Source organism: Bacillus cereus group sp. BfR-BA-01408, from assembly GCF_022663305.1.
Classification (GTDB): Bacteria; Bacillota; Bacilli; order Bacillales; family Bacillaceae_G; genus Bacillus_A; species Bacillus_A pacificus.
Genome location: NZ_JAKUFF010000010.1, coordinates 21,565 through 45,545 on the forward strand (window position 1 = coordinate 21,565; position 23,981 = coordinate 45,545).

Genomic DNA, 23,981 nt, shown 5'->3' on the forward strand with positions numbered 1-23,981 from the left:
TGAATTTTCTTCGAAATGGATAAATAAAGTGTGGTGAACGAGATGGAAGATCGGGAAATGAGTGTAGTAGAACATATAGTTGAGCTTCGCAAACGAGTAATATATACCGTGTTATCCTTTGTACTATTTTTAATTGTTGGGTTTACTTTTACGAAGGATATTTATTTTTGGCTTGTAAAAGACTTACCAATGAAATTAACTGTTCTCGGTCCAAGTGATGTATTGTGGATTTTTTTCTCGATTGCTACAGTATTTGCTATCGTTTGTACAATTCCTTTTGCTGCTATACAAATTTGGTTATTTGTAAAACCAGGTTTACATCCAAATGAACAAAAGATGACGTTAATGTATATACCGGTATTGTCTATATTATTTATTGCAGGTTTATGCTTTGGATATTTCGTTGTAATGCCGTTTTTATTTCATTTTTTAACTACTATAGGTAATGAAATGTTTAATACGATGTTTACGACAGAAAAGTATTTTCATTTTGTTCTTAATTTAACAGTTCCATTTGCTGTAATTTTTGAATTACCAGTAGTAGTAATGTTTTTAACGAGTATTGGACTATTGACGGCGGAATTTCTAATAAAAATAAGAAGGTATGCTTACGTAGCATTGATTATCATTGCATCGTGTATATCACCGCCAGATTTTTTATCACATAGTTTAGTTGCGGTACCGCTTATTTGTATTTATGAAATTAGTATCGCTTTATCAAAGATTGTTAATAAGCGAAAAAAGAAAAGAGAAGAAGAAATTCAGTCGAAAAGTGCCTCGTTATAAAGGCACTTTTTTTATTTATTTGTTATACTCTAGTTATAAACGTATACAATATAGAGAAGAAAAAAATTATAGAATCTCCAAAATTTAGACAAACTTTGCGCTTTTATAAGTTTATACTGAATATATTAAGCAATATACGGATAACGAGTCCTTGTCTTATTAGGAATTTAGGATGGGGGATGGATTAGGTGAAGATGAATAGAGTATAAATCTTTTAACCATAAGGACTACAGAGATTGTCTAAGGATACTTTTGTATTCATGGGAGTCGCCACTTTAAACAACGTGTTACAGCGTAAAGTAGAAGAAGTTCAAAAATCCAATGAAAAAGAGGATTGATATTGTGATTACGAAAAGTTTTTATTTCACTCATTCAACAGGGGAGTGTATTAAAATATTTGAAATCCCTGTCCTACAAGCGCAGCATCCATTATCGTTTCTAATACAGTCTCGTCTTCAATTATTTATTGCAAAAATTCAAAAACAAAAGCACCCAAGATTTTCGTATTCTTTCCGTGAATATTTACAAAATTGTTTGAAGTGGAATGATTATTTAAATGTATATAAAACAAATACTCTTGAAAAAAATGCATGATATAGAGTGGGGACAGGGTTAAGAGCTCTGTCTTTTTCATTTTAGATATAAAAATATAATTAATTTAATGAAATTTCGTTTCAAATTGTTGAAAGCAATGGGAATACTAGTATAATAACAAGGAGAGCGTATTGGAAAGGGAAGAATATAATATGCAAAAAATTAAAATTGTAACAGATTCAACGGCAGATTTATCACAAGAGGTAATTGAGAAATATGACATTCATGTTCTACCATTATCAATCTCTGTAAATGGACAAACATATTTAGATCGCGTTGATCTACAACCAGATGAATTTATTGAAGAAATGATTAAATCAGAGGAACTACCAAAAACATCACAACCAGCAATGGGTACATTTGTAGAAATGTATGACAAGTTAGGTGAAGATGGAAGTGAAGTACTTTCCATTCATATGACAAGTGGAATGAGTGGTACTGTGGCAACTGCAAATAGTGCTGCATCAATGACCGACACAAAAGTAACAGTTGTTGATTCGCAATTTATTACACATGCTTTAGCATATCAAGTAGTTGAAGCTGCGAAAATGGCAAATGAAGGACGCTCACTAGAAGAAATTTTAAAACGTGTAGATGAAGTAAGGAAGAATACTCGTTTATATGTAGTAGTAGATACATTAGAAAACTTAGTGAAGGGTGGGCGTATCGGTAAAGGAAAAGCGTTTATCGGTTCGTTGCTTAATATAAAACCAATTGCTAGCCTTGAAGATGGTGTTTATAACCCTGTAACGAAAGTGCGTAGCCAAGGTCAAATTGTAAAAACGTTAGCTAAGTTATTTGAGGAAGATACAGCTGGGAAAGTTATAAAAGCTGTGGCAATTCCGCATGCGAAAGCAATTCCTTTAGCTGAAAATGTAAAAGCGGCTGTTGAAAAAGTAAGTGGATTTGCTAAATCAGAAATTTTCTTTACAACGCCTATTATTAGTACTCATACAGGTCCGGGTGCAATCGGATTTATGTATTTAGCAGAGTAATAAAAAAGCTACTTGAAATTTATTTCAAGTAGCTTTTTTATGTGAATAGAAAGTAAGAAATAAGAAGGGCTATACAGGCACTCCCGCTAATGATATAGCGAGTCTGTAAATATTCATTCATAGAAAACACCCACTAATTAAAGTTTCACTTTATGATTTTCTATAGTATATGTTGGATATAGAAGATAAGTAGTTACGTTATACATGTAACGTGTTAATTTTTTCATTCACTTTCTTAGCATGTGTTTCGCCATTATAAGTGAAAGTTTGACCTAAAAAGAGTACATGCAGTTGTTCCCACGGTAACATACGTAAATTCCAATTATTTCGAAGTCTTGTTATTGCCTCGCGAGGTGTTTCATCGGCGAGTGCAAAAGCTCCGTAATGCATTGGTATAAAGTGTGTAGCATTTAAATCTAAATAAGCTTGCACTGCTTCTTCAGGTGAAACGTGAGATATTTTCATAAACCATTCTGGTTCATAAGCTCCAATTGGCATAAGGGCAATATCAATTGAAAAGCGTTTGCCAATTTCTTTGAAACCTTGGAAATAGCCACTGTCTCCACAAAAATAAATGGTTTCCTCCACATTGTCATTTTTAATAATCCATCCACCCCAGTGAGATGTGTTCATATCAAATAATGATCTTCTCGTCCAGTGCTGAGCAGGTACGAAGTGAAAGGAAACATCATCAATAGTCGTACTTTCCCACCATTTATACTCTTCTACATTGTTGAATTTTTTACGAGTAAATAATTTTTTTAGCCCAATGGGTACTAAGTATAATACGTCATCATTAAGTTGGCGAAGTGTTGAAAAATCTAAATGATCATAATGACCATGTGAAATGAGGACAATATCAATTTTAGGTAGTTCTTGTATAGAAAGACCAGGTTCAGTAAGTCTTGGGACTAGCTTCAATTTATTGGCCCATACTGGATCCGTTAATATATTAAGTCCATTCGTTTGGATAAGAAAAGTGGAATGCCCAATCCATGTGACAGTCGTTTTTTCAACATTACTTTGCAAAAATGCACTTTGTTTAACGGGTGATTGTTCTACTAAGAAAGAAAAATCTTTTTTGTTTTGCTTTCGTTCTTTACGCCAGCGTATAAAAGAGCGAATTGATTTTTTTGTACTCACATTATCCATATTTTCATAGCGCTTTGCCATGAACATCACCTCATTTAAAATCGTTGTAATTGTATTGTACCGAAATGTTGTTAAGGAATACAGTGTATAACATGGATGAATGTTTAAGGAATTGTTAAAAAATAGGGGGATCTATTTACAAAAGTAACAATAAAATTAGTTTTGTAACTTCTATTTAGAGAAATAATAGTGAAAAAATATATTTTGTCTAGTAATTCGCTTGAAATAAAGAAGTAACATACGTAAATTCGTACGATTTCGTGAACAAATGTAGTAAACAATTTTCTCGTAGTGTTAACTTTTGTTATGATAAGCATAGCCTATTTAAATTTAGGATAGAGAAAAGAGGTTTATAAATGAAGCGTTATCAAAAAATAATTGGTCTTATGGTTGTATTTTGTCTCTTTGTACTTGCTGGATGTAGTGGATCAGGTTCAAAGCTTCGTAAACCATTAAATTGGGATTTAGAAACTTTCCAATTTACAAATCAAGATGGAAAGCCATTTGGTACAAAAGATTTAAAAGGGAAAGTTTGGGTTGCAGATTTTATGTTCACAAACTGTCAAACAGTTTGTCCGCCAATGACTGCTAATATGGCAAAATTACAGAAAATGGCGAAGGAAGAGAAATTAGATGTTCAGTTTGTATCATTTAGCGTAGATCCTGACCTTGATAAGCCAGAAAACTTGAAAGCTTTCATTCAAAAGTTTACAGAAGATACAAGTAACTGGAACCTGTTAACAGGTTATTCGTTAGAAGATATTACAAAGTTTTCAAAAGATAATTTCCAATCACTTGTAGATAAACCAGAGAATGGTCAAGTTATACATGGAACATCATTTTATTTAATTGATCAAAACGGAAAAGTAATGAAAAAGTATAATGGTATTAGCAATACGCCGTATGAAGACATTATACGTGATATGAAACGATTAGCAGAATAAAAAGAGGGGTGCAGATTAAAGCACCCTTCTTTTTTACATTAGTCTATGGATAAAATGTCATGTTGCTGTGGAAGTTTTGGTGCCCGAATTTCTAACACGCCATTTTGATATGAAGCTTTCGCTGCTTTTTTATTAATTGAATACGGCAACTTAATTAATCTTGATGCTTCTGAAATGGAACGTTCTCGGCGATAATAGTTATGGGATGTTTGCTCTTCTTCTTCCAGTATCTCTTCTTTTACAGAGACTTTTAAGTATTCATTTTGTATTTCAATTTGAATTTGTTCTTTTTGTATACCTGGTAGTTCAGCTGTAACAACGAGTTCTTCGCCAACTTCGTATAAATCTACAGGGAATGTTAATAAACGATTTCCTTTTTGGAAAAAATGATTTAAATCAGCAATTACATTGCGAAGTGGTGTTTGCTCGAAGAAATCATCAATTTGCTTTAAATAATTGCGAACCGGTGGGCGAGAAGAGTCTTTTTTTTCTTCACTCATGGTATTCCCTCCTAGAAATCAATTTGCAATATCATATGACAAAAGCGGAGAAAGGTGATTGCCTAATTTTCATGTTTTCATAAAAATTTGTTAAAAATGTGAAATGGAGTGATTTTTTTATAGTTTTTGGTCGCCATATTCAGTTGATTATGCTAGTATAAATAGGGTTGATATAGTAGTATAGAGACAGAATGAAAACTGAAAGAGGGTAAGAAGTATGTGTGGTTTTGTAGGATGTTTATGTGAAAACCCTAGAGAGTTTTCAGAAACAGAAAAACATCAATTTGAAAATATGAACACGATGATTTTCCACCGTGGTCCAGATGACGAAGGATATTTTCGTGATGAGCATGTACAATTTGGCTTCCGCCGTTTAAGTATCATTGACTTAGAGGCAGGACATCAGCCGCTAACTTATGAAAATGATCGATATGTAATTATTTTTAATGGTGAAATTTACAACTATGTAGAATTACGTGAAATGTTACTTGAAAAAGGTGCAACGTTTGCAACGCAATCTGATACAGAAGTTATCATTGCATTGTATGCACATATGAAAGAAAAATGTGTAGACTACCTTCGTGGTATGTTTGCATTTATGATTTGGGATCGTGAAGAAAAGAAACTTTTCGGTGCACGTGACCACTTCGGTATTAAACCTTTATACATCGCACAACAAGGTGATACTACATTCTTCGCATCTGAGAAGAAAAGTATTATGCATGTGATGGAAGATAAAGGCGTTAACCCAACGTCATTACAACATTATTTTACGTACCAATATGGTCCAGAGCCAGAAACATTAACAATTGATGTTAATAAAATCGAACCTGGTCATTATTTCGTAAAAGAAATCGGTAAAGAGATGGAAATCCATCGCTACTGGAAACCTTATTTCAATGCTTCAAGTGCAACGAAAGAGGAGCATATCCAAGCAATTCGTGATGTGTTATATGATTCAGTAAAAGTGCATATGCGCAGTGATGTACCAGTAGGTTCATTCTTATCTGGTGGTATCGATTCATCTATCATCGCTTCTATCGCAAGAGAAATGAATCCAAATCTTTTAACATTCTCTGTTGGGTTTGAGCAACGTGGTTTCAGTGAAGTTGATGTTGCGAAAGAAACTGCTGAGAAATTAGGCGTTAAAAACCATAACGTATTCATTTCAGCGAAAGAGTTTATGGATGAGTTCCCAAAAATCATTTGGCATATGGATGATCCTTTAGCAGATCCAGCAGCTGTACCGTTGTACTTCGTTGCTAAAGAAGCACGTAAGCATGTAACAGTTGTTCTTTCAGGCGAAGGTGCAGACGAGCTATTTGGTGGTTATAACATTTATCGTGAGCCAAACTCACTGAAAATGTTCTCTTACATTCCTAGCCCAGGTAAGAGCGTTCTAAAAGCACTAAGTGGTGCTCTTAAAGAAGGCTTTAAAGGAAAGAGCTTCCTAGAGCGTGGATGTACGCCAATTGAAGAGCGTTACTATGGAAACGCGAAAATCTTCCGTGAAGAAGAGAAAGCTGAATTAATGAAGTATTACAATGAAAGTGTTAACTATATGGATATCACGAAACCATTGTATAACGAAATTAAAGATTATGATGATGTAAGCAAAATGCAGTACATTGACATGTTCACATGGTTACGCGGTGACATTTTATTAAAAGCTGATAAAATGACAATGGCAAACTCATTAGAACTTCGTGTACCGTTCTTAGATAAAGAAGTATTCGATGTTGCATCTAAAATTCCAACTGAATTTAAGATTGCTAACGGAACTACGAAAGCTATTTTACGTGAAGCAGCACGCGGAATCGTTCCAGATCACGTATTAGATCGTAAAAAACTTGGATTCCCAGTACCAATTCGTCACTGGTTAAAAGACGAAATGCATGATTGGGCTATCAATATTATAAACGAGAGTAAGACAGAGCATTTAATCGACAAACAGTATGTATTAAACTTACTGGAAGCACATTGTGCAGATAAAGGCGATTATAGCCGTAAAATTTGGACTGTACTTGCGTTTATGGTATGGCATCAAATTTATGTTGAGCATAAATACGATACGAATAAGTTCCACGAAGAAACGAAACGTGCGTATAGCTTAGTTTAATTAGAAAAACCTTAAGATCGTATATGGTCTTAAGGTTTTTTTCATAAATAGGACGTATTATTGATACAATAATAGTAAAAGGATGGACAACATATGATTACGTTTGAAAAAGTAACTGTAGAAAATGAAAACGTTGTAAAAGAAATGTTTCGCTCACATAGTTTAAGTGAGAAACAGGTACAGTATTGTGTGAAAGTCGATGATACATATATTGGTGTAATAGATTATCGTGTTCAAGGGGAGACTGCGATTTTATCTCAGTTAATTATTCACTTTGACTATCAAAGTTACGGTTATGGGACAAATACATATTTCACATTTGAAATGATGATGAAAGAAAGAAATGTGAAAGAGATAAAGGTATTACAAACGGAATTAACAGAACCAGTGAAATCTTTCATAGAGAGCTTTGGATTTAATGTGGAAGACGGAATATATGTGAAGAAAATATAGCGATGAGTAGTTATGCGGGATAAATATAAGGCAGGTGGATGTATGACGATGACTTCTGGTCTTGTATTAATTGGAGGGTGTTTTTTAGTAGCGGAGCTAAGCCATATGTTTATTCGAAAAAGAATGAATAAGAAGAGAAAGCCGTATGAATTACAATATGCTCCAGTGTTTTTCCTTTTGTTTTGTATGCTACTTACATTACAAAACATAACGAACTTTCCACCTCTTTTAAATGTTTTTTTAAAGTTCGGTTTGCTGTATAGTACCACTGGCATAGCCCTTTTATTTCTTTTATTTTGCATACGTTATATTCACTATCAATCGTATATATTTATATTAAATTGGTTAAAGCAAAATGATAGAAACCGCCTTACATAAGGCGGTTTTTTTATTTACGCTATGTATTGATTGGAATTACAATTACTTTCTTATGCCCATTACTTTTTTACATGTTACGCTTAAAAAATTTGAGTAGTAAATAGGTACAAAAATATTTTGAATAAAAATGAGGGCGGAATTATATATATTGAAAAAGTTTTCTGATATATCTATTGACAATGTATGAGATATACATTAATCTTTAAGTGTAAATGATAATCAATTTCATCTAGGAGGGCTTATGACACGCACTAAAAATATTCTTATACTTTGCGTTATGTTACTAATGGTCGTAATCGCAGGGTGCGGTAAAGAAGAAGAGAAGAAAGATAAAGATACATTAGTAAAGGCAAAAGATTCTTATAGTATAAAGCATGCAATGGGCGAAACGACAGTAAATGGTACGCCAAAAAGAGTTGTTGTTTTAACAAATGAGGGTGCTGAGGCACTTTTAACTGTTGGAGTAACGCCGGTTGGAACGACGAAACCACGAGCTGGTGATGAATGGTATCCTCATTTAGCGAAAGAGTTAAAAAATACGAAAGTAGTAGGAACTGAGCGTGACATTAATTTAGAAGCAGTAATGAAGCTTCAGCCGGATTTAATTATCGGAAATAAAATGCGTCACGAAAAAATATACGAGCAGTTAAAAGAAATCGCGCCAACAGTATATGCTGAAACATTACGCGGTGATTGGAAAGAAAACTTCACACTTTATACAAAAGCTGTAAATAAAGAAAAAGAAGGGAAAAATGCTCTAAATGATTATAAAAAGCGTATTGCAGCAATAAAAGGACAATTAGGTGATAAAATTAATTCTAAAGTTTCAATTATTCGCTTCGTCCCTGGTGATGTTCGTATTTATCAAAAAAATTCATTCTCAGGTGTTGTATTAAATGATATTGGATTTAAACGACCACCATTACAAGATAAAGATGAATTTGCAATTAAAGGAATTACAAAAGAGCAAATTCCAAATATGGACGGGGATTATTTATTCTATTTCACATCTGATAAAGACGCGGATAAGAATAATGAAGGAAATACATTAGCAAAAGAATGGACAGAAGATCCACTATTTAAACAACTTCAGGCTTCTAAAGATAATAAAGTATTCCAAGTAGATGAAGTGATTTGGAATACAGCAGGTGGTATTGTAGCTGCAAATCTTATGTTAGATGATATTGAAAAATATTTTCTGAAGTAAATGAATAATCTAGTGCATCACTTTAAATAGGTGATGCACTTTTTATTTTGTTAAAATACAGAAAATTCCTTCTTTTGAGTGTGCATAAGTTGTACAATTAAAATAATCATGAAATAAAGGAGTGGGAATAAATGAAAGCTACTCATAAAGATTGGGTTTTATTTAACGGAAGAATTGTAAATACGAAGGAAGAACAGCCGATGATTCCATTAGAGGAGAGAGGCTTTCAATTTGGTGATGGTATATACGAGGTATTCAGACTATATGATGGGAAGCCACATTTATTAGATTTACATTTAGAACGATTCTTTCATTCTATGGAAGAAATAAAATTAATTCCACCGTTTACTAAGGAAGAGTTAGTGGAAGAGTTATATCAAATGATTGAAAAAAATCAATTTCAAGAAGATGGTAATGTATATTTGCAAATATCAAGAGGTGCTCAAGCACGTAATCATGTATATGAGTCAAATATGCAACCAACATATTTTGCAAACATTGTTTCTTTTCCAAGGCCAATCACGGCTATGGAACGAGGAATAAAAGTTACTGTAGAAGAGGATATACGCTGGAAGTTTTGTCATATAAAATCCTTAAATCTGCTACCTAATATTATGATTAAAAATAAAATAAACGAACAAGGCTATCAAGAAGCGATATTAGTACGAGAAGGAATTGTAACGGAAGGGTGTCATTCAAATTTCTTTATGGTGAAAAATAATAAATTGATTACACATCCGGCTGACAATTTCATTCTACACGGCATTACACGTCACTACGTTATTACATTAGCGAAAGAGTTACATATTGAAGTAGAAGAAAGAGAATTTTCACTTCAAGAAGTGTATGAGGCCGATGAATGCTTCTTCACAGCGACGCCACTTGAAATATTCCCAGTCGTTCAAATTGGTGACGAGCAGTTCGGAAAAGGCGAAAGAGGACCGATTACAAAGAAACTCCAAGTTGCATATGAAGAAAGTATTCGTTTGTTTAAAGTTACGAACTAATATTGAAGAAAAAAGCTGGTATTACTCCAGCTTTTTTTCATGATATAATTCAAGCATAGGACAAGATTTGAAAACGCTGTAAAAAGGGGATTTAATGTATGAATTATGAAGATTTTAAAGAAGTAATTCACGGTAGACGAAGTGTTAGAAAGTTCACGGAACAAGAAGTAGCCACTAGTGATATAAAAGATATTATTGATTGTGCTCGTTATGCACCGAGTGATACAAACTCACAAACTTGGGAGTTCTTGGTCATTATGAACCGAGAGAAAATTAAAGAAATTGAACAAATGACATGGGATGCATTACATAAACTTGCGGCAAAAGCGGCAAAAAACGGAGAAGAGAAAGCGGGGAAATTACTTACACGTTCTTTTGGACCATATGCAACAGCTTTCTCGGAGGCACCAGTATTAATCGTATGTTTGGCAACGCCATATGAATCAAAGTTTCGTGAAAAGATATTTGATCCGATTGCTTTTGTTCCAGATTCAGTTTGGGAAGAAGAAGGAATTAAGAGCAGTTGTTTAGCGGCACAAAACTTAATGTTGGCTGCACATGCGAAGGGGCTTGGTACATGCCCAATGACAGGACCGGTATTGTTAGCTCAAGATGAACTACGACAATATTTACAAATTGAGCCTGAAAAACAAATAAATATGGTTATATCGCTCGGTTTTCCGAAAGATAAGCCGAAGAAACTTCCAAGAAAAGAAGTCGATGAGATTACAACATTTGTTTTTTAAAGCTCAAAATAAAAAGACATTGAATAAACAATGTCTTTTTATTTTGGATAGGTATGTAATTAATCTGTTAGGCTAAAATGATAGATAAGAGGGAATTACTATTTATCCCAATTTATTTCATAAAAAAAATTAATGTTCTATTAAGGAAAGTATGATACATTAATCGTGAGCAATATTCTATTTGTTCATGAAAGTGTTGAAAATAGTTTTAAAATTTAAAAGTTATTTTTGTATAATAAATTATAATGAAATGACAGGGGGGATGAATTTTGAAAAAATTCATAATCACTGGATTGTCTGTATTGTTATTAGCCGGTTGCGGCGCTCCACAAGAAAAAGAGGGTGCGCAATCAAAGCAGGAAGAAAGAGTTGTAAACGCAAGTAATGAGAATATAGTAGTATTTCCTGAAGGAGCAGTGCCAGTCGGAGAAGGAAAAGTAAAAGTTATTACACCAGACGGTACTTCTGAGAATGGTAATATACCAGCTGTATTCATTAAAAAGGATACTTTAATTCAACACGTTGAATTAGAGCTCTCTAATTTTCAAAATGATAAAGAAACATTCGTATTTGTAGATCGAGTGTTTGCAGATAAATATCAAGTAACTAGTACAACACAGACAACAGTACAATTAAAAGAAAAGACGCTTGAAACAGGTAGTCATACGATTACGGCAGTTCAGTATGAAAACAATGATCCGAAAGGAAAGGTTATTAGTTTTAATCAAGCAACATTCGAAACAAAACCAGCGTCATAAGAAGAATAAAAAGTACATTGCTCAAAAAGTAGTGTACTTTTTTGTTTATACTAGAGGATGTAATAGTGAATCACTTGTTTTGTTTTCTAATATGATTAAATTAGGAAGAGATCACTCGTTACTACTATGACAGAAAAAGCGGTTGAAGAGGTGAACCGGTATATTTGTATCTTCTTGATTAATATGATGATGTCAGTAATTTGGTTTATGATGCAAGTTACGTTCCATTATCAAATTTATGACTTATCGATAGGGTCTATTTGTTTTACCATTGTTTAGCTATTATATGATAAACTCGGAATAAGGTAAGTTTCAGAAGAAAAATGTAGGTATTTCATTTGAAATGTCGAATAGTACGTACGATGTCGTAATAACAAATTTTCTATTGTTTACTGTGAAACAGGAGAAGGAGAGATAGTAATGAAACGAGCTCTTATAAATATTGATTATACATATGATTTTGTAGCAGAGAAAGGTGCTTTAACTTGCGGTAAGCCAGGCCAAGAAATTGAGAAGGAAATTGTCCATTTAACGAAGCAATATATTGAAAATGGAGATTATGTTGTCTTTGCGATCGATAAACATGAAGAAAATGATGTATATCATCCTGAATCAAAATTATTCCCGCCTCATAACATAACGGGTACAAATGGAAGAGATTTGTTTGGTGAATTACAAGATGTGTACGAAACATATAAAAATGCAGAGAATGTATATTACATGGATAAAACGCGATATAGTGCATTTGCAGGAACAGACCTAGAGATGAAGTTACGAGAAAGAGGAATAGAAGAAGTGCATCTTGTAGGGGTTTGTACTGATATTTGTGTTCTTCACACAGCCATAGATGCTTATAACAAAGGATTTAAAATTGTAGTTTATGAAAAGGCAGTTGCATCTTTTAGTGCGCAAGGGCATGAATTTGCACTTGGACATTTTAAATCTTGCTTAAACGCAGAAGTGAAGTGAAAAAAAAGAGGCCTTTAAAAAAAGGTCTCTTTTTACGTTTAAATTGAGACGAGGTTTTGCTCAATTAATTTTTTTATAAATGGGCTAATATTCTCTGGTAGCTTATCAAAATCAAAAAATTGTACACTTAATGATTCGATCCCATCAGCTTTTAGCAAGCCGCCTTTAATGTCTTTGCAAAGATATGCGATTGTTATAGGATAAAACTCATCCCCGTTTGGTAATTTTACAAAAAATTCTTTTCCAGAAAATACGCTTATTAACTGTAAGGTTCCTATTTCAATCCCTGTTTCTTCGAACACTTCTCGTCTCCCAGCTTCTTCTGTTGATTCACCAAGTTCAACGAATCCACCAGGGGCACCCCAAATACCATTCTGCCTTTGTTGAAGTAATATTTGTCCTTGTTTATTGAAAACAGCTACAGCAACTCCTGCTAGATTGAGTGGTCTTGATCCGACAACTTTTCTAAGTTCTTCAATATATCCCATTGTATGTAACCTCCGTAAGAAAAAATAAGAGCAAATATACTATTCGTTGTTGTGTAAATATTTTCCTCTTTATAAGAGGGAGAGATATTCTATAACTTGTTTGTTTTATTTGGTAAAATATACATCAAAAAAGGTCAAACAAAATCTTTGACCTTTTTTGACCAAGTGTTATAATAAAGACAGAAAGAGATAATCTTTCATTCATAAATAATAAGGAGGAAAAAATATGCGTAATTTATTTCCAGAGATAACAAAACGTCAAAATGGTATTTTTGATTTTGGGCCTTCTTTATTAGAAGGGATGACAGATGCTTTCTTTAAACCGATGAACATGGATACTTTTAAAGTAGATGTTCATGAACAGTCTGATAAATATACAGTAAAAGCAGATTTACCTGGTTTTCAAAAAGAAAACATTCAAGTTGAATTTGAACAAGATGTATTAACGATTCAAGCAACTAATCATAATGAAGTAGAAGAAAAAAATGAGAATGGCATATATATTCGTAAAGAACGTTCTATAGGTTCTGTAACTCGACGCTTTAATTTTCAACAAGTTGAGGAAGAAAATGTTAAAGCAAATTATAAAGATGGCGTACTGACAATTGAATTGCCAAAATTGAAAGAAGAAAAAAACAGTAAAACAACAATTAATATCGAATAAAAGAGCTGATAAATTCAGCTCTTTTTTTATCTAGTTAATGAATAAATTAGTTGAAATCGTAATGAGTAGAATAAAGTTTTAACGTTTAAAAAATTTCACGATTAGCTCCCCTTAGGTTATTAAAAAGGGTATATTTAAAGGGAAAGGAAAAGAACAGCTAGACATACTGTTTAAAGTGAATTAGTAATAAAGCCAAAATACATAGTAAGGGTAGCAGCATTTTAGAGTAGATAATAGATTGTCCTAGAACAAACTGAGACGATTATGAATTTTTTAATTAGTAAGGAAGTGGTTAGATGAGTTTATTAACGTATACTGAAGAATTTTTTAATTATGTAAGAGAGTTTTTACTTTTAAGATTTTTACTATTTGCTTTCGTTCTAATCATTATTTCATTTGTCATAAACCGCATTATTGATTGGTTTTTTAGGAAATCAAGCTTTTTTGATGAAGAGGTAGAGCAAACGATTCAAAGTGTGATTCGATCTATTTTTAGATATATCATTATCATTAGTCTAATCATATATTTAATTAGCCAATTTGTAGATATAAAAAGTATCATTGCAGGCGCAGGGATAGCGGGGGTTGTTATCGGTTTTGCTGCACAACAGATGCTGAAAGATGTTATATTAGGCTTTGCGAGATTAGCGGACAAAGAGTTTCGTGTTGGCGATTTTGTTACTTTTAACGGAACAAACTCAGGAACGATTGAGGAAATTAGTATTCGTTTTATGCAAATTCGTGAATGGTCAGGAAAACTCCTTACCATACCACACGGAGAGATTAGAACGATACAAAATTTTAATAAAGGCTGGATGCGCGTAATTGAACGAATTACGGTAAGTTATCAGGAAGATCCGACAAGAGTTAAGGAATTGTTAGAGGAAGTTTGTGTGAACTGTAATGAAAAATTGGCCTCAAGTCTTTATAAAGTAGAGGATGAAGCTGTTGAACCTTTTAAATATGTAGGTGTTACAGATTTAAATCCGAATCTGAAATACGTTGGATATGAATTTTGTATTACAGGTTTAATAAAGCCAGAAGATTATTTTGAAACTTCTAGACAAGTAAGATTTGAATTAATGTCTATATTTCATAAGAATCGAGTACAAATGCCAGCAGCAAATATGGTCGTTACTACTGAAAGTTTACAGCATACCCATAGCGGACAATCTGTATCGGACAGCTAAAGTAGAATAGTTTGGTAACGGAAATGCTGCTTTCAACATTGGATAGAAAATTAATAATAAAATGATCGATATAAACAAAGAGCTGAAGAAATTCAGTTCTTTTTAATTTGTAGAATTTAGAAATTTCTTAATGTTATAATGATAGATGGTGATGAAAATGAACTTTGAAGAAAAAGAGATGCATCGTTTAGAGGCATTAAAAGCAATTGCTGAATTATTAAATGAAGCAACAGACTTACAAGACATGTTGGAAAAAGTGTTACATACATTGTTACAAGTTATGAATTTGCAAACAGGCTGGATCTTTTTTATTGATGAAAGTGGAAAGCACCGTATGCTTGTGGATGAAAACTTACCGCCAGCTCTTACGTGGCAAGAGAAGAAGCCGATGTGTGAAGGAGATTGTTGGTGTGTAGAGCGTTTTGTGAATGGAAGATTGGAAAAAGCGACAAATATTATTGAATGTAAGCGAATAGAGGATGCGATTGAATGTAATTGGGGAGATACCGAAAATGTTACGCACCATGCGACAATTCCCCTTAGGTCTGGATCGGAGAAGTTTGGTCTATTAAATGTCGCCTCTCCTCAAAAAACACATTTTTCAGAGGAAGAATTAGCATTATTAGAATCGATTGCATTTCAAATAGGAACAACTATACAACGTATTCAATTAGTAGAGAAAGAACGTAAATATGTAGTTGTAGCAGAACGAAATCGACTTGCACGTGATTTACATGATTCAGTAAAACAATTGTTATTTTCTATCATGTTAACCGCAAAAGGTACGCTAAATATGACGCAAGATAGAGACTTGCAAGAGATGTTGAGCTATATTGGAGAATTATCACAGGAAGCATTACAAGAGATGACACTCTTGATTTGGCAATTAAGACCGGAAGGATTAGAGAAAGGGTTAGCTGAAGCAATTAAAAATTACGGAAAGTTGTTAGGAATTCACGTGGAAGTTCGAATTGATGGAATGGTTTCAATTGGTGATGAAATAGAAGAAGTTTTATGGCGTATTAGTCAAGAAGCGATACATAATTGTAAAAAACATGCTTCGTGTAAAAAGGTACATGTTCTTTTAAAAATAGAAGATAACCAGTTATATTTTTGCATAGAGGATAACGGAATAGGATTTATACAAGGTCAGGTACGAGAGTCAGCACTCGGTTTAAAAAGTATGAAGGAACGTATTCAGTTAATGAGGGGATCATTTCAAATAAAAACGGAGCTGAAAAAAGGTACGAAAATTGAAATTCAATTGCCAGTTTGAAGGGGAGAAGAAGGTTGAAAATTAAATTACTACTAGTTGAGGATCATCATATCGTTCGAAGAGGACTTGTATTCTTTTTGAAAACGAGAGAAGAATTTGAAATTGTTGGGGAAGCAGAAAATGGAGAAGATGCGTTAACATTCGTCCAAACAAAAAGGCCAGATGTAGTATTAATGGATCTATCAATGCCGAAGATGGATGGCATCGAAGCAACAAAACGAATAAAACAATATGATGAAACGATAAAGATACTAATATTAAGCAGTTTTTCAGAGCAAGATTATGTTTTACCAGCACTTGAAGCCGGAGCAGATGGTTATCAATTAAAAGAAGTACAACCTGAGCAACTTGTAGCTTCTATTATTGCAGTACATGAAGGAAATACGAATTTTCATCCGAAAGTAACACCAGCACTATTAGGACGATCAGTAGTCAAGAAAGAAAAAGAAAACGAAAACCCTTTTTCTATGTTAACGAAAAGAGAACAAGAAGTACTTCGTGAAATTGCGCAAGGGCGAAGCAATAAAGAAATTGCAGCAGTGCTTCATATTACAGAACAAACTGTAAAAACACATGTTTCAAATGTTTTAGCTAAATTGGAAGTAGATGATCGTACGCAAGCTGCATTATATGCGGTGAAATATGGGGTTATTTAGGAGGAGTGTATGAAAGTAAGGACTACATTACAGGGGTACATGTCAAGTTTGTCTGAGGCTAGTTATTTTAATGGTACGGTACTGATTGCAAAAAATGATGAAATATTGTTAAGTGAAGCATTTGGAACAGCGAATTTCACATTTAACATTCCTCATACTATTGATACAAAATTTCGAATTGGTTCATTAACGAAAGGGTTTACCAGTACAGCAATTTTACAATTAGAAGAACGTGGATTGCTCTCGGTAGAAGACTCAATTTCAAAATATATAGAGGGATTCTCTTATGGAGAAGATGTTACAATTCACCACCTATTAACTCACACATCGGGTATTTCAAATTTTACAAGTTGGCCTAATTATTGGTCGGATATAATGAGAAAATCTGTATCTAAAGAAGACATTGTGCATGTATTAAAGACGTACCCGTTAGAGTTTAAACCAGGTGAGAGATATAGTTATACAAATTCTGGTTATATTTTATTAACAATTATAATCGAAAAGATTACTGGTTTATCATATAAAGAATATATACATAAATATATATGTCAACCACTTCAAATGCATAATACCGGATGTGAGGATGAGGGTAGAGAAATAGTAGAATCTTTATCAACAGGATATACGATATTTGGAGATATAAAACAAACTGAACATATTGATATGTCATTTCCATTAGGGGCATATGGAATGTATTCGACAGTTAAAGATTTGTTTAAATGGCATAAAGCATTGCGTAGTAGAGAAGTGATTTCAGAAAGTTCACTTCAAAAAATGTTTACTGCATATTCGGATCATTATGGATATGGTTGGGCTATTGAACAAGAAGAATATATTTCTACTAGTCATTTTGGTGATATAAATGGTTTTGTGAATTATTTGATTCGATATGAAAAAGATAATGTTTGTATTATTGTACTAAGTAATATAAATATTACACCGGTCATAGAGATTGCAAATAACATAGCTAAGATTATAAATGGGGAAGAGATTCAGATGCCGAGACCTATAAAGGTGTATGAGGTGAATTTTTTCGATAAATTAAAATGTGTGGGGAAATATATAACAGAAAACAATGAAGTAATTCAAGTTATAGAAAAACAAAATAAACTCTATGTTATAGTGCCGAAACGTTATGGTGTATTGTATAAACTTGAGCTGTATCTTTGTTCTTTTCAAGAGGAAGTTGCAATGTTTCGAACGAAATACGTTGATGAAAAAATAAAAATAAATACAAAAACAGGATCATTATCTTTTGAAGATGTTACGAAAAAATGCATAAAAGCTAATAAAATATATAGTGAAGCTGAATAAAGGTTTTTCTTCTTTCAATAATTAGGTACAATAAAGTGAAACTTTAATCAGTGGAGGGGCTATTCCCCACTGATTATTAGCGCATACCAATTGTGTTTTTACGGGATAAAGCTACGATGGAGGGAGAAGATATGCTATGCCTGGTACAAGAAGTGGGATTGGAAAGATTCAAGCTTCGTTAAACGGTTTATCACCGAAATTGCGAAGTATTGCTGAACATATTTTAAAACATCCACAAGATGTTGTACATAAATCTATTACTGAATTAGCAGAAGTTACGAATAGTTCCGAGGCTACGATATTTCGCTTATGTAAACACCTTGGTTTGCAAGGGTTCCAAGATTTAAAGATTACATTAGCTCGTGAAATTGTCCATACACCGATGCAAAATATTCATGAAGAAGTATCAGCAGAAGACAGTATGGTAACTGTTGCTAAAAAAGTTTTTCATTCACATATTACAGGACTACAAGATACATTGCATTTGTTAAATGATACGGCATTAGAGCAAGCTGTAAAAGCTTTGCAAGAAGCAAATCGAATCGAGTTTTACGGAAATGGTGGTTCTGGTATTATTGCGATGGATGCATATCATAAATTTATGAGAACGGGTATTTCATGTATTGCTCATACTGATTCGCATTTTCAAATTATGGGAGCAGGTTTACTCTCGAAAAATTCAGTTGTTATCGGCATTTCTCATTCTGGTAGCAATAAAGGGTTACTGGAAGCGTTAGAAGTAGCGAAAGCAAGAGGAGCTAAAATTATTGCGATTACGAGCTATCAGAAATCGGCATTAAGTCAACTGGCTGATATTACATTATACACTTCAACACGTGAAACGGAATTCCGCACAGAAGCAAGTTCATCAAGATTAGCGCAGTTAAGTTTATTAGATACTTTGTACGTTGGGTTATCGTTACAACGCCAAGAAGAAACGTTGCAAAATTTACAAAGTATCCGTGAAACAATTTCGATGAAACGAATATAAAAAAGAGGCTGTCCCAAAAGGTGCTTTTTAGCCAAAATCGAATAAAAAGTGAAAGGCAGAAATGTTGATTTTATAACGTTTCTGCCTTTTCAATTTCATGTGATCTTACTTCGAAAGAGACTTATGAGACAGCCCCTTTTTTATTAGTGAATAGTTTATTTATTTTCTTGTAGAAATATGTGACTTACTTATAGCCAGTGATGACTCTCATTTAAAAAAATAAAAAACGATTTATACAACAATTCAAACATTGTTCATAATTTCACAATTTGTTTTTGAAGTGTCATGTTATGATGAACATGTAATGATGATTGAACACTTAAACTTGGCACAATGATTAGCCAAACTAGTGAAGACAGAAGTTATGAGATGAACTCATGAAAAATTCTAAAACACTAAAGGGGAGATCACATATGAAAGCAGTAGTAGTTAATAAAAATAGTAAAGCAAACATTGAAATTATTGAAAAGGAATTACGTCCGTTACACTCAGGTGAAGCGCTAGTAGATGTAGAGTATTGTGGAGTTTGTCATACTGATTTACACGTTGCAAATCATGATTTTGGAAACACAGATGGCCGTATTCTTGGTCATGAGGGTATAGGTATTGTGACGAAAATTGCTGATGATGTTACTTCACTAAAGGTGGGGGACCGTGTAAGTATTGCATGGATGTTCCAATCTTGTGGGCGTTGTGAATATTGCGTAACGGGTAGAGAAACATTTTGCCGTGAAGTGAAGAATGCTGGTTATTCAGTAGATGGTGGTATGGCTGAACAATGTATTGTTACAGCAGATTATGCGGTGAAAGTACCAGAAGGATTAGATCCTGCTCAAGCATCATCCATTACATGTGCGGGTGTAACTACATATAAAGCTATAAAAGTATCGGATATTAAACCTGGCCAACCTATCGTCATCTATGGTTGTGGTGGATTAGGTAACCTAGCTATTCAATATGCTAAAAACGTATTTGGTGCAAAGGTAATTGCAGTAGATATTAATGACGATAAATTAGCCTTAGCAAAAGAGGTTGGCGCTGATATGACTATCAATCCAATTTCTCAAGGTCCTGCTGATAAGATTGTTCAAGAAGAGTTTGGTGGTGCTTATGCAGCTGTAGTAACAGCCGTTTCTAAAGTAGCATTCAACTCAGCAGTAGATGCGGTACGTGCTTGTGGTAAAGTCGTTGCAGTAGGTTTACCAGTGGAAACGATGGATTTAAACATTCCACGACTTGTACTAGATGGAATTGAAGTAGTTGGTTCTTTAGTCGGTACTCGTAAAGACTTAGAAGAGGCATTCATGTTCGGTGCAGAAGGAAAAGTAGTGCCGGTCGTTCAAACTTGTTCTCTAGATAAAGTACAACATGTATTCGAAGAAATGGAACAAGGTAGAATTCAAGGACGTATGGTAATCGATTTTAAACACAATAATTGTGATTGCAATTCACTTTAAATATAACAAGTATGAGTCTAGCTAAAGACATGTAAAAAAGTTAGGCGACAGAAAGAAGATGATCCCTGTTAAATGCAGGGATCATCTTCTTTGCATTCCACTACTATCAATATCGAGTAATGGGAAAGGATTAAAGGTTCACTTTATCTACAAACGAAAAAGAATCTTTACCTTTAACAAATTTTTTACGATCTGGAACGCTTTGAATTGCTACAACTTGCGTATCTCTTGCTTTCAGTGCATCTTGAATCCCGATTGTCATAAGCTTAATAAATAGAATCGTAATAAAGAATGAAGCAAGGGTGTAAAAAATAATCCACCATGAAAGATTCATTTCATTACGATTTAATCCAATAAGTCCTGCCCAATCATTAGATAGAGAAACAGGTTTCAGCACTCCGTCATAGAGTTCCCGCATTTGTATCCCGCCAATTACAATGTTAAGCAACGCTAAATGGATAACGAGTATGAGTGTTTGGACGATATGTTCCATAAATAATACAAATAAGCGGTCAAGTAATAAGACTCGTAAGTGTTTTTTCATAATATGAAAACGGCTAGCACCCAATAATTGTGAACTTAAAATGTAATCTCGTTTCATAAATTCATCAACCTCTGAGGATATATATAAAGAAAGTGTAGGCAGAGCGACGAAAATAAGTACGAGTACTTGATAAAACGTAAATGAAATATTTGGATTTAACCCATCAGCATTTGATGTGATTACAATATTAACGGGTGTGATGAGTATGAATGCGATAAATAAAGTTGGAATATAATAAAAAACTTCTGAGCATGCCTGGAAAAATCTCTTGAGTTTTGGAGCAAATAAACTTAAGAGGATTCCTATACATGTTCCGCATAAAATTCGAAAGAAGCTAATTGCCACGGCTAATAAAATAGTGAATTTTGCTCCTTCTATAATTTGTAAGAAAACAGACTCACCAAAACGATCAGATCCAAAAGGCGGAATTAACGATGGTGGAAAGGGGGCCTTTCCAAGTAATTCGTTATTGTCATTGTAAAGTAACTGTGGAGGTTTTGGGATGTTATCTTTAAAGAACCAACTATAAATAAAACTAGCTGAAATAAGTATGAATAAATAAGTGAAACCGATTAAAAAGCGTTTTGATTTCCAAATAGATTTCATAATGCTACTCCTTTCAAGTGCTTGTGCCATCTATTCATCATGAATGAGATTATTTGAAAAATAGTATAAAACGGTAAAATAATCATGACCAGTATGATAAATGCAGCGGGAGGTGAAATAAACGCCTTATTAAATAAAAATTGAATAATGCCATCCATATTAAAAACAAATTCTAAAATGAATAAATTAGAAAGTAAGAAAACAAAAATCGTTTTTAAATGGTGGAAGAAGTGGATAGATATATTTTTGAATAAATGAATGCGTAGTATATAACTTGATGAAAGGCCTTTTCCATAGGCAACTTCTACATAAGCTTTTCCATGTTCTTCTTTTATGTATAACACCATCATCCGAAACATTTGTAATGTAGGTAAGACCGCTAAAGATAAAATAGGGAGTAAATAAGCTCGATTTTCATTAAAAGAAATAATGGTGACAGGAGTTTCCCCGAATTTCTTAAGTAACCATATGAAAAATATTTGCAAACAAATCATCATCATCATATCAGGGACAGCTTCTAATATGAACACAATTCGATTTACCCATTTTTTTATATAATCTTTTGCTAAAAAATAAAAAAATGCCATGCTAGCTGATAGAAAGAGCGCAAGTAAAAAGGCTAAAAATAATACAGTAAATGAATATAGGTAAGGTTCTAAAACGGTTGGGAATAAGGGTGTTTTTTTGAAACTACCAAATTTCGGGTCTGATCCTATAACCACTAATGATTCAGGGGAGAAAACATCCTTTAACATAGTAACAATCTGATTAAAAAAAAGAATTGGTTGAAAGGTAAATCCGTTTTGAGTGATAAATAAATAAGGTAAATTTAATAATAGTAACAGTGATAAAAAAATGGATGAAAGCTTAATTGTGAATTGAGATATTTTATGTAACATTAAATCCCTCCGACATCTTTTTACAACATTATACAATAAAGTTTGAAATATTGTTTTATTTTTCTGAAAAATAAAAATATTATTAGGTTTTATCCTTTTCGGCAAGAAAACTCCATCTAATTTGTGTTATGGGTGAAACCCAACAATTTAGGTGAGATTGTTTCTTCTTTTAGGTTATGTGTGGGGAATTTAAAAAACTCCTAGGGATCAATGAATACCTAGGAGGGCGCCTGCGTCATATAACAAATTTACAATTATGTTGTGTTTTTGTTTGAAATGCATATTGTTTCATATACATTGTAATCAATATATTTAAGTTTATAAGAGTTATACTTTTATCTAAACTCGTAACCAAAATAACCACTAAATCCAAATAGTACTATTGCGGCTGATTTAGATATCCATTTAATTAAGATTGGATTTAGAAAAATTCTAGTAAAATGAACAAAGCCTAAAAGATACCAACAGCTATTATGATAAATGTAGATGTACTTGCATTATCTAATGAAGAGACTAGAACCAGACCGAAGACCCCTATCCAAAATACAAAATTAGCCGGTGATAGAGCAATCATAAAAGTTCTTCTATTTTATTCAATTACTATTCTTTTCAATTGTTTCAACAAAAAACAAGATTGTGGTGATTCTTTACATTACTTCTAGCGAGTTACAAAAGTATCTCTTTGTTGAAGTTCATTGCTTAAAACCCCATAAGATCCTTTACATGTTTAGCGTTCTGTTTAGATGTTAGTTTTTCAAGTAATAAAAATGCAACATCAAAAGCTGTACCTGGATTTGAAGATGTAATAATATTTCCATCTTGAACAATTAAATCATTTTGTACTTTTGCACCGAAATTCTTTAACTGCTCTTTTCGTTTACTCGTTGGATGACTGTATGTGGTAGCTTTTTTACCTATAAGAATTCCACTTTTACCAAGTGCTAATGATGCAACACAAATACTTGCAATAGGTTTCTGTTTGACATGAAAATGTTGAATAACATGTAAGAATTCTTTACTGTATGCATCCCGATAAAAACCAGCTTCTTCAAACCCTCCTGGAATAGCTAGTGCATCAAACTCATCCAATTGAATATTATCAACCGTTTTTTCGGGTATGATAGTAAAATTCCAAGTACAAGTTAATTTATCCCGAAGACCAACTGTTATGACCTCGGTTGACCCGTCTCCCTCCCACTTATTCCAACCTAGTACGTCTGTAAATACACTAGCTTCTACTGCTTCAAATCCGTCAGCTAATAATAATAAAATCTTTTTCATATAGTAA

Annotated in this window: 25 protein-coding genes and 1 pseudogene; 19 read left to right on the top strand and 7 right to left on the bottom strand. The window is 33.3% G+C overall.

Annotated elements, in window-relative coordinates; genetic code table 11:
* Nucleotides 1-42 precede the first annotated feature (42 nt).
* The 3 genes from tatC (at nt 43) to MR083_RS07515 (ending at nt 2,375) form a co-directional block, all read left to right on the top strand.
* The gene (gene tatC, locus MR083_RS07505; RefSeq protein WP_000390138.1) at nt 43-786 is read left to right on the top strand and encodes a twin-arginine translocase subunit TatC; all 744 of its coding nucleotides are present in this window, start codon (nt 43-45) and stop codon (nt 784-786) included.
* A gap of 342 nt (nt 787-1,128) precedes the next feature.
* Entirely contained in the window at nt 1,129-1,380 is a 252-nt protein-coding gene (locus MR083_RS07510) for a DUF2535 family protein (protein WP_000629015.1), read from the top strand.
* 152 nt (nt 1,381-1,532) lie between these two features.
* Entirely contained in the window at nt 1,533-2,375 is an 843-nt protein-coding gene (locus MR083_RS07515) for a DegV family protein (protein ID WP_011040282.1), read from the top strand.
* Between the two features lie 198 nt (nt 2,376-2,573).
* On the opposite strand, the gene MR083_RS07520 is transcribed toward MR083_RS07515, so the two are convergent.
* Nucleotides 2,574-3,548 (bottom strand): MBL fold metallo-hydrolase, encoded by a 975-nt coding sequence (locus MR083_RS07520; RefSeq protein ID WP_242268852.1) that lies wholly within the window; start codon nt 3,546-3,548, stop codon nt 2,574-2,576.
* 335 nt (nt 3,549-3,883) lie between these two features.
* Between MR083_RS07520 and MR083_RS07525 the strand changes: the two genes are divergently transcribed.
* Complete coding sequence (locus MR083_RS07525; protein WP_000833339.1) at nt 3,884-4,471, top strand: SCO family protein; 588 nt, start codon at nt 3,884-3,886, stop codon at nt 4,469-4,471.
* 38 nt (nt 4,472-4,509) lie between these two features.
* On the opposite strand, the gene MR083_RS07530 is transcribed toward MR083_RS07525, so the two are convergent.
* On the bottom strand, nt 4,510-4,971 hold the full coding sequence (locus tag MR083_RS07530; RefSeq protein ID WP_001288082.1) for an Hsp20/alpha crystallin family protein: 462 nt from the start codon (nt 4,969-4,971) through the stop codon (nt 4,510-4,512).
* A gap of 217 nt (nt 4,972-5,188) precedes the next feature.
* Here MR083_RS07530 and asnB point away from each other — a divergent pair, with 217 nt between their 5' ends.
* From asnB to MR083_RS07570, 8 genes are all read left to right on the top strand, one after another.
* Nucleotides 5,189-7,090, top strand: a complete 1,902-nt coding sequence (gene asnB / locus MR083_RS07535) for an asparagine synthase (glutamine-hydrolyzing) (RefSeq protein WP_000333816.1) — start codon at nt 5,189-5,191, stop codon at nt 7,088-7,090.
* Nucleotides 7,091-7,183: 93 nt separating this feature from the next.
* Complete coding sequence (locus MR083_RS07540; protein WP_000627505.1) at nt 7,184-7,543, top strand: GNAT family N-acetyltransferase; 360 nt, start codon at nt 7,184-7,186, stop codon at nt 7,541-7,543.
* A gap of 48 nt (nt 7,544-7,591) precedes the next feature.
* Nucleotides 7,592-7,921, top strand: coding sequence for a hypothetical protein (locus MR083_RS07545; protein ID WP_000200470.1), 330 nt, complete (start codon nt 7,592-7,594; stop codon nt 7,919-7,921).
* A gap of 241 nt (nt 7,922-8,162) precedes the next feature.
* Nucleotides 8,163-9,128, top strand: coding sequence for an ABC transporter substrate-binding protein (locus tag MR083_RS07550; protein ID WP_000198715.1), 966 nt, complete (start codon nt 8,163-8,165; stop codon nt 9,126-9,128).
* Nucleotides 9,129-9,259: 131 nt separating this feature from the next.
* Entirely contained in the window at nt 9,260-10,135 is an 876-nt protein-coding gene (dat, locus tag MR083_RS07555; protein ID WP_000648394.1) for a D-amino-acid transaminase, read from the top strand.
* Between the two features lie 98 nt (nt 10,136-10,233).
* A complete protein-coding gene (locus MR083_RS07560) occupies nt 10,234-10,881 on the top strand; it encodes a nitroreductase family protein (RefSeq protein ID WP_001105292.1) in 648 nt (215 codons plus the stop codon).
* 269 nt (nt 10,882-11,150) lie between these two features.
* Complete coding sequence (locus tag MR083_RS07565) at nt 11,151-11,639, top strand: putative periplasmic lipoprotein (RefSeq protein ID WP_000713485.1); 489 nt, start codon at nt 11,151-11,153, stop codon at nt 11,637-11,639.
* Between the two features lie 420 nt (nt 11,640-12,059).
* Nucleotides 12,060-12,608 (top strand): cysteine hydrolase family protein, encoded by a 549-nt coding sequence (locus MR083_RS07570; RefSeq protein WP_242268854.1) that lies wholly within the window; start codon nt 12,060-12,062, stop codon nt 12,606-12,608.
* A gap of 38 nt (nt 12,609-12,646) precedes the next feature.
* Here the strand turns inward: MR083_RS07570 and MR083_RS07575 are convergent, their stop codons facing one another.
* Nucleotides 12,647-13,096, bottom strand: a complete 450-nt coding sequence (locus MR083_RS07575) for an NUDIX hydrolase (protein WP_242268855.1) — start codon at nt 13,094-13,096, stop codon at nt 12,647-12,649.
* Between the two features lie 226 nt (nt 13,097-13,322).
* Here MR083_RS07575 and MR083_RS07580 point away from each other — a divergent pair, with 226 nt between their 5' ends.
* From MR083_RS07580 to adhP, 7 genes are all read left to right on the top strand, one after another.
* Nucleotides 13,323-13,760, top strand: a complete 438-nt coding sequence (locus MR083_RS07580) for an Hsp20/alpha crystallin family protein (RefSeq protein ID WP_001245060.1) — start codon at nt 13,323-13,325, stop codon at nt 13,758-13,760.
* 296 nt (nt 13,761-14,056) lie between these two features.
* Nucleotides 14,057-14,950, top strand: a complete 894-nt coding sequence (locus tag MR083_RS07585; protein ID WP_000055419.1) for a mechanosensitive ion channel family protein — start codon at nt 14,057-14,059, stop codon at nt 14,948-14,950.
* A 157-nt stretch (nt 14,951-15,107) separates the two neighbouring features.
* On the top strand, nt 15,108-16,226 hold the full coding sequence (locus MR083_RS07590) for a GAF domain-containing sensor histidine kinase (RefSeq protein WP_459553195.1): 1,119 nt from the start codon (nt 15,108-15,110) through the stop codon (nt 16,224-16,226).
* A 14-nt stretch (nt 16,227-16,240) separates the two neighbouring features.
* Nucleotides 16,241-16,882 (top strand): response regulator, encoded by a 642-nt coding sequence (locus MR083_RS07595; protein ID WP_242268856.1) that lies wholly within the window; start codon nt 16,241-16,243, stop codon nt 16,880-16,882.
* 9 nt (nt 16,883-16,891) lie between these two features.
* Nucleotides 16,892-18,196 carry a serine hydrolase domain-containing protein gene (locus MR083_RS07600; RefSeq protein ID WP_242268858.1) on the top strand — a complete coding sequence of 435 codons (1,305 nt, stop codon included), beginning with the start codon at nt 16,892-16,894 and terminating at the stop codon, nt 18,194-18,196.
* A 136-nt stretch (nt 18,197-18,332) separates the two neighbouring features.
* Nucleotides 18,333-19,187: a MurR/RpiR family transcriptional regulator gene (locus MR083_RS07605; RefSeq protein ID WP_001119639.1), complete on the top strand. Its 855-nt coding sequence runs from the start codon at nt 18,333-18,335 to the stop codon at nt 19,185-19,187.
* A gap of 413 nt (nt 19,188-19,600) precedes the next feature.
* A complete protein-coding gene (adhP, locus tag MR083_RS07610; protein WP_000649103.1) occupies nt 19,601-20,644 on the top strand; it encodes an alcohol dehydrogenase AdhP in 1,044 nt (347 codons plus the stop codon).
* Nucleotides 20,645-20,774: 130 nt separating this feature from the next.
* Here adhP and MR083_RS07615 read toward each other — a convergent pair whose 3' ends face one another.
* The 4 genes and pseudogenes from MR083_RS07615 to MR083_RS07630 all read right to left on the bottom strand — a co-directional run bounded on the left by MR083_RS07615 (nt 20,775) and on the right by MR083_RS07630 (nt 23,974).
* Nucleotides 20,775-21,794 carry an ABC transporter permease gene (locus MR083_RS07615; RefSeq protein WP_000836561.1) on the bottom strand — a complete coding sequence of 340 codons (1,020 nt, stop codon included), beginning with the start codon at nt 21,792-21,794 and terminating at the stop codon, nt 20,775-20,777.
* On the bottom strand, nt 21,791-22,693 hold the full coding sequence (locus tag MR083_RS07620) for an ABC transporter permease subunit (RefSeq protein ID WP_049112871.1): 903 nt from the start codon (nt 22,691-22,693) through the stop codon (nt 21,791-21,793). Before MR083_RS07620 ends, MR083_RS07615 begins: the two co-directional genes overlap by 4 nt.
* A 335-nt stretch (nt 22,694-23,028) precedes the next feature.
* A pseudogene (locus MR083_RS07625) lies at nt 23,029-23,270 on the bottom strand (LysE family translocator); the annotation flags it as partial.
* A 122-nt stretch (nt 23,271-23,392) separates the two neighbouring features.
* On the bottom strand, nt 23,393-23,974 hold the full coding sequence (locus MR083_RS07630) for a DJ-1/PfpI family protein (RefSeq protein WP_000722332.1): 582 nt from the start codon (nt 23,972-23,974) through the stop codon (nt 23,393-23,395).
* Nucleotides 23,975-23,981 lie beyond the last annotated feature (7 nt).

What these genes read in the sequence shown, in the direction of transcription:
- tatC (WP_000390138.1), top strand. Translation starts at nt 43, where the DNA reads ATGGAAGATCGGGAAATGAGTGTAGTAGAACATATAGTTGAGCTTCGC.
- MR083_RS07515 (WP_011040282.1), top strand. Translation starts at nt 1,533, where the DNA reads ATGCAAAAAATTAAAATTGTAACAGATTCAACGGCAGATTTATCACAA.
- MR083_RS07520 (WP_242268852.1), bottom strand. Translation starts at nt 3,548, where the DNA reads ATGGCAAAGCGCTATGAAAATATGGATAATGTGAGTACAAAAAAATCA.
- MR083_RS07525 (WP_000833339.1), top strand. Translation starts at nt 3,884, where the DNA reads ATGAAGCGTTATCAAAAAATAATTGGTCTTATGGTTGTATTTTGTCTC.
- MR083_RS07530 (WP_001288082.1), bottom strand. Translation starts at nt 4,971, where the DNA reads ATGAGTGAAGAAAAAAAAGACTCTTCTCGCCCACCGGTTCGCAATTAT.
- asnB (WP_000333816.1), top strand. Translation starts at nt 5,189, where the DNA reads ATGTGTGGTTTTGTAGGATGTTTATGTGAAAACCCTAGAGAGTTTTCA.
- MR083_RS07540 (WP_000627505.1), top strand. Translation starts at nt 7,184, where the DNA reads ATGATTACGTTTGAAAAAGTAACTGTAGAAAATGAAAACGTTGTAAAA.
- MR083_RS07545 (WP_000200470.1), top strand. Translation starts at nt 7,592, where the DNA reads ATGACTTCTGGTCTTGTATTAATTGGAGGGTGTTTTTTAGTAGCGGAG.
- MR083_RS07550 (WP_000198715.1), top strand. Translation starts at nt 8,163, where the DNA reads ATGACACGCACTAAAAATATTCTTATACTTTGCGTTATGTTACTAATG.
- dat (WP_000648394.1), top strand. Translation starts at nt 9,260, where the DNA reads ATGAAAGCTACTCATAAAGATTGGGTTTTATTTAACGGAAGAATTGTA.
- MR083_RS07560 (WP_001105292.1), top strand. Translation starts at nt 10,234, where the DNA reads ATGAATTATGAAGATTTTAAAGAAGTAATTCACGGTAGACGAAGTGTT.
- MR083_RS07570 (WP_242268854.1), top strand. Translation starts at nt 12,060, where the DNA reads ATGAAACGAGCTCTTATAAATATTGATTATACATATGATTTTGTAGCA.
- MR083_RS07575 (WP_242268855.1), bottom strand. Translation starts at nt 13,096, where the DNA reads ATGGGATATATTGAAGAACTTAGAAAAGTTGTCGGATCAAGACCACTC.
- MR083_RS07580 (WP_001245060.1), top strand. Translation starts at nt 13,323, where the DNA reads ATGCGTAATTTATTTCCAGAGATAACAAAACGTCAAAATGGTATTTTT.
- MR083_RS07585 (WP_000055419.1), top strand. Translation starts at nt 14,057, where the DNA reads ATGAGTTTATTAACGTATACTGAAGAATTTTTTAATTATGTAAGAGAG.
- MR083_RS07590 (WP_459553195.1), top strand. Translation starts at nt 15,108, where the DNA reads ATGAACTTTGAAGAAAAAGAGATGCATCGTTTAGAGGCATTAAAAGCA.
- MR083_RS07600 (WP_242268858.1), top strand. Translation starts at nt 16,892, where the DNA reads ATGAAAGTAAGGACTACATTACAGGGGTACATGTCAAGTTTGTCTGAG.
- MR083_RS07605 (WP_001119639.1), top strand. Translation starts at nt 18,333, where the DNA reads ATGCCTGGTACAAGAAGTGGGATTGGAAAGATTCAAGCTTCGTTAAAC.
- adhP (WP_000649103.1), top strand. Translation starts at nt 19,601, where the DNA reads ATGAAAGCAGTAGTAGTTAATAAAAATAGTAAAGCAAACATTGAAATT.
- MR083_RS07615 (WP_000836561.1), bottom strand. Translation starts at nt 21,794, where the DNA reads ATGAAATCTATTTGGAAATCAAAACGCTTTTTAATCGGTTTCACTTAT.
- MR083_RS07620 (WP_049112871.1), bottom strand. Translation starts at nt 22,693, where the DNA reads ATGTTACATAAAATATCTCAATTCACAATTAAGCTTTCATCCATTTTT.
- MR083_RS07630 (WP_000722332.1), bottom strand. Translation starts at nt 23,974, where the DNA reads ATGAAAAAGATTTTATTATTATTAGCTGACGGATTTGAAGCAGTAGAA.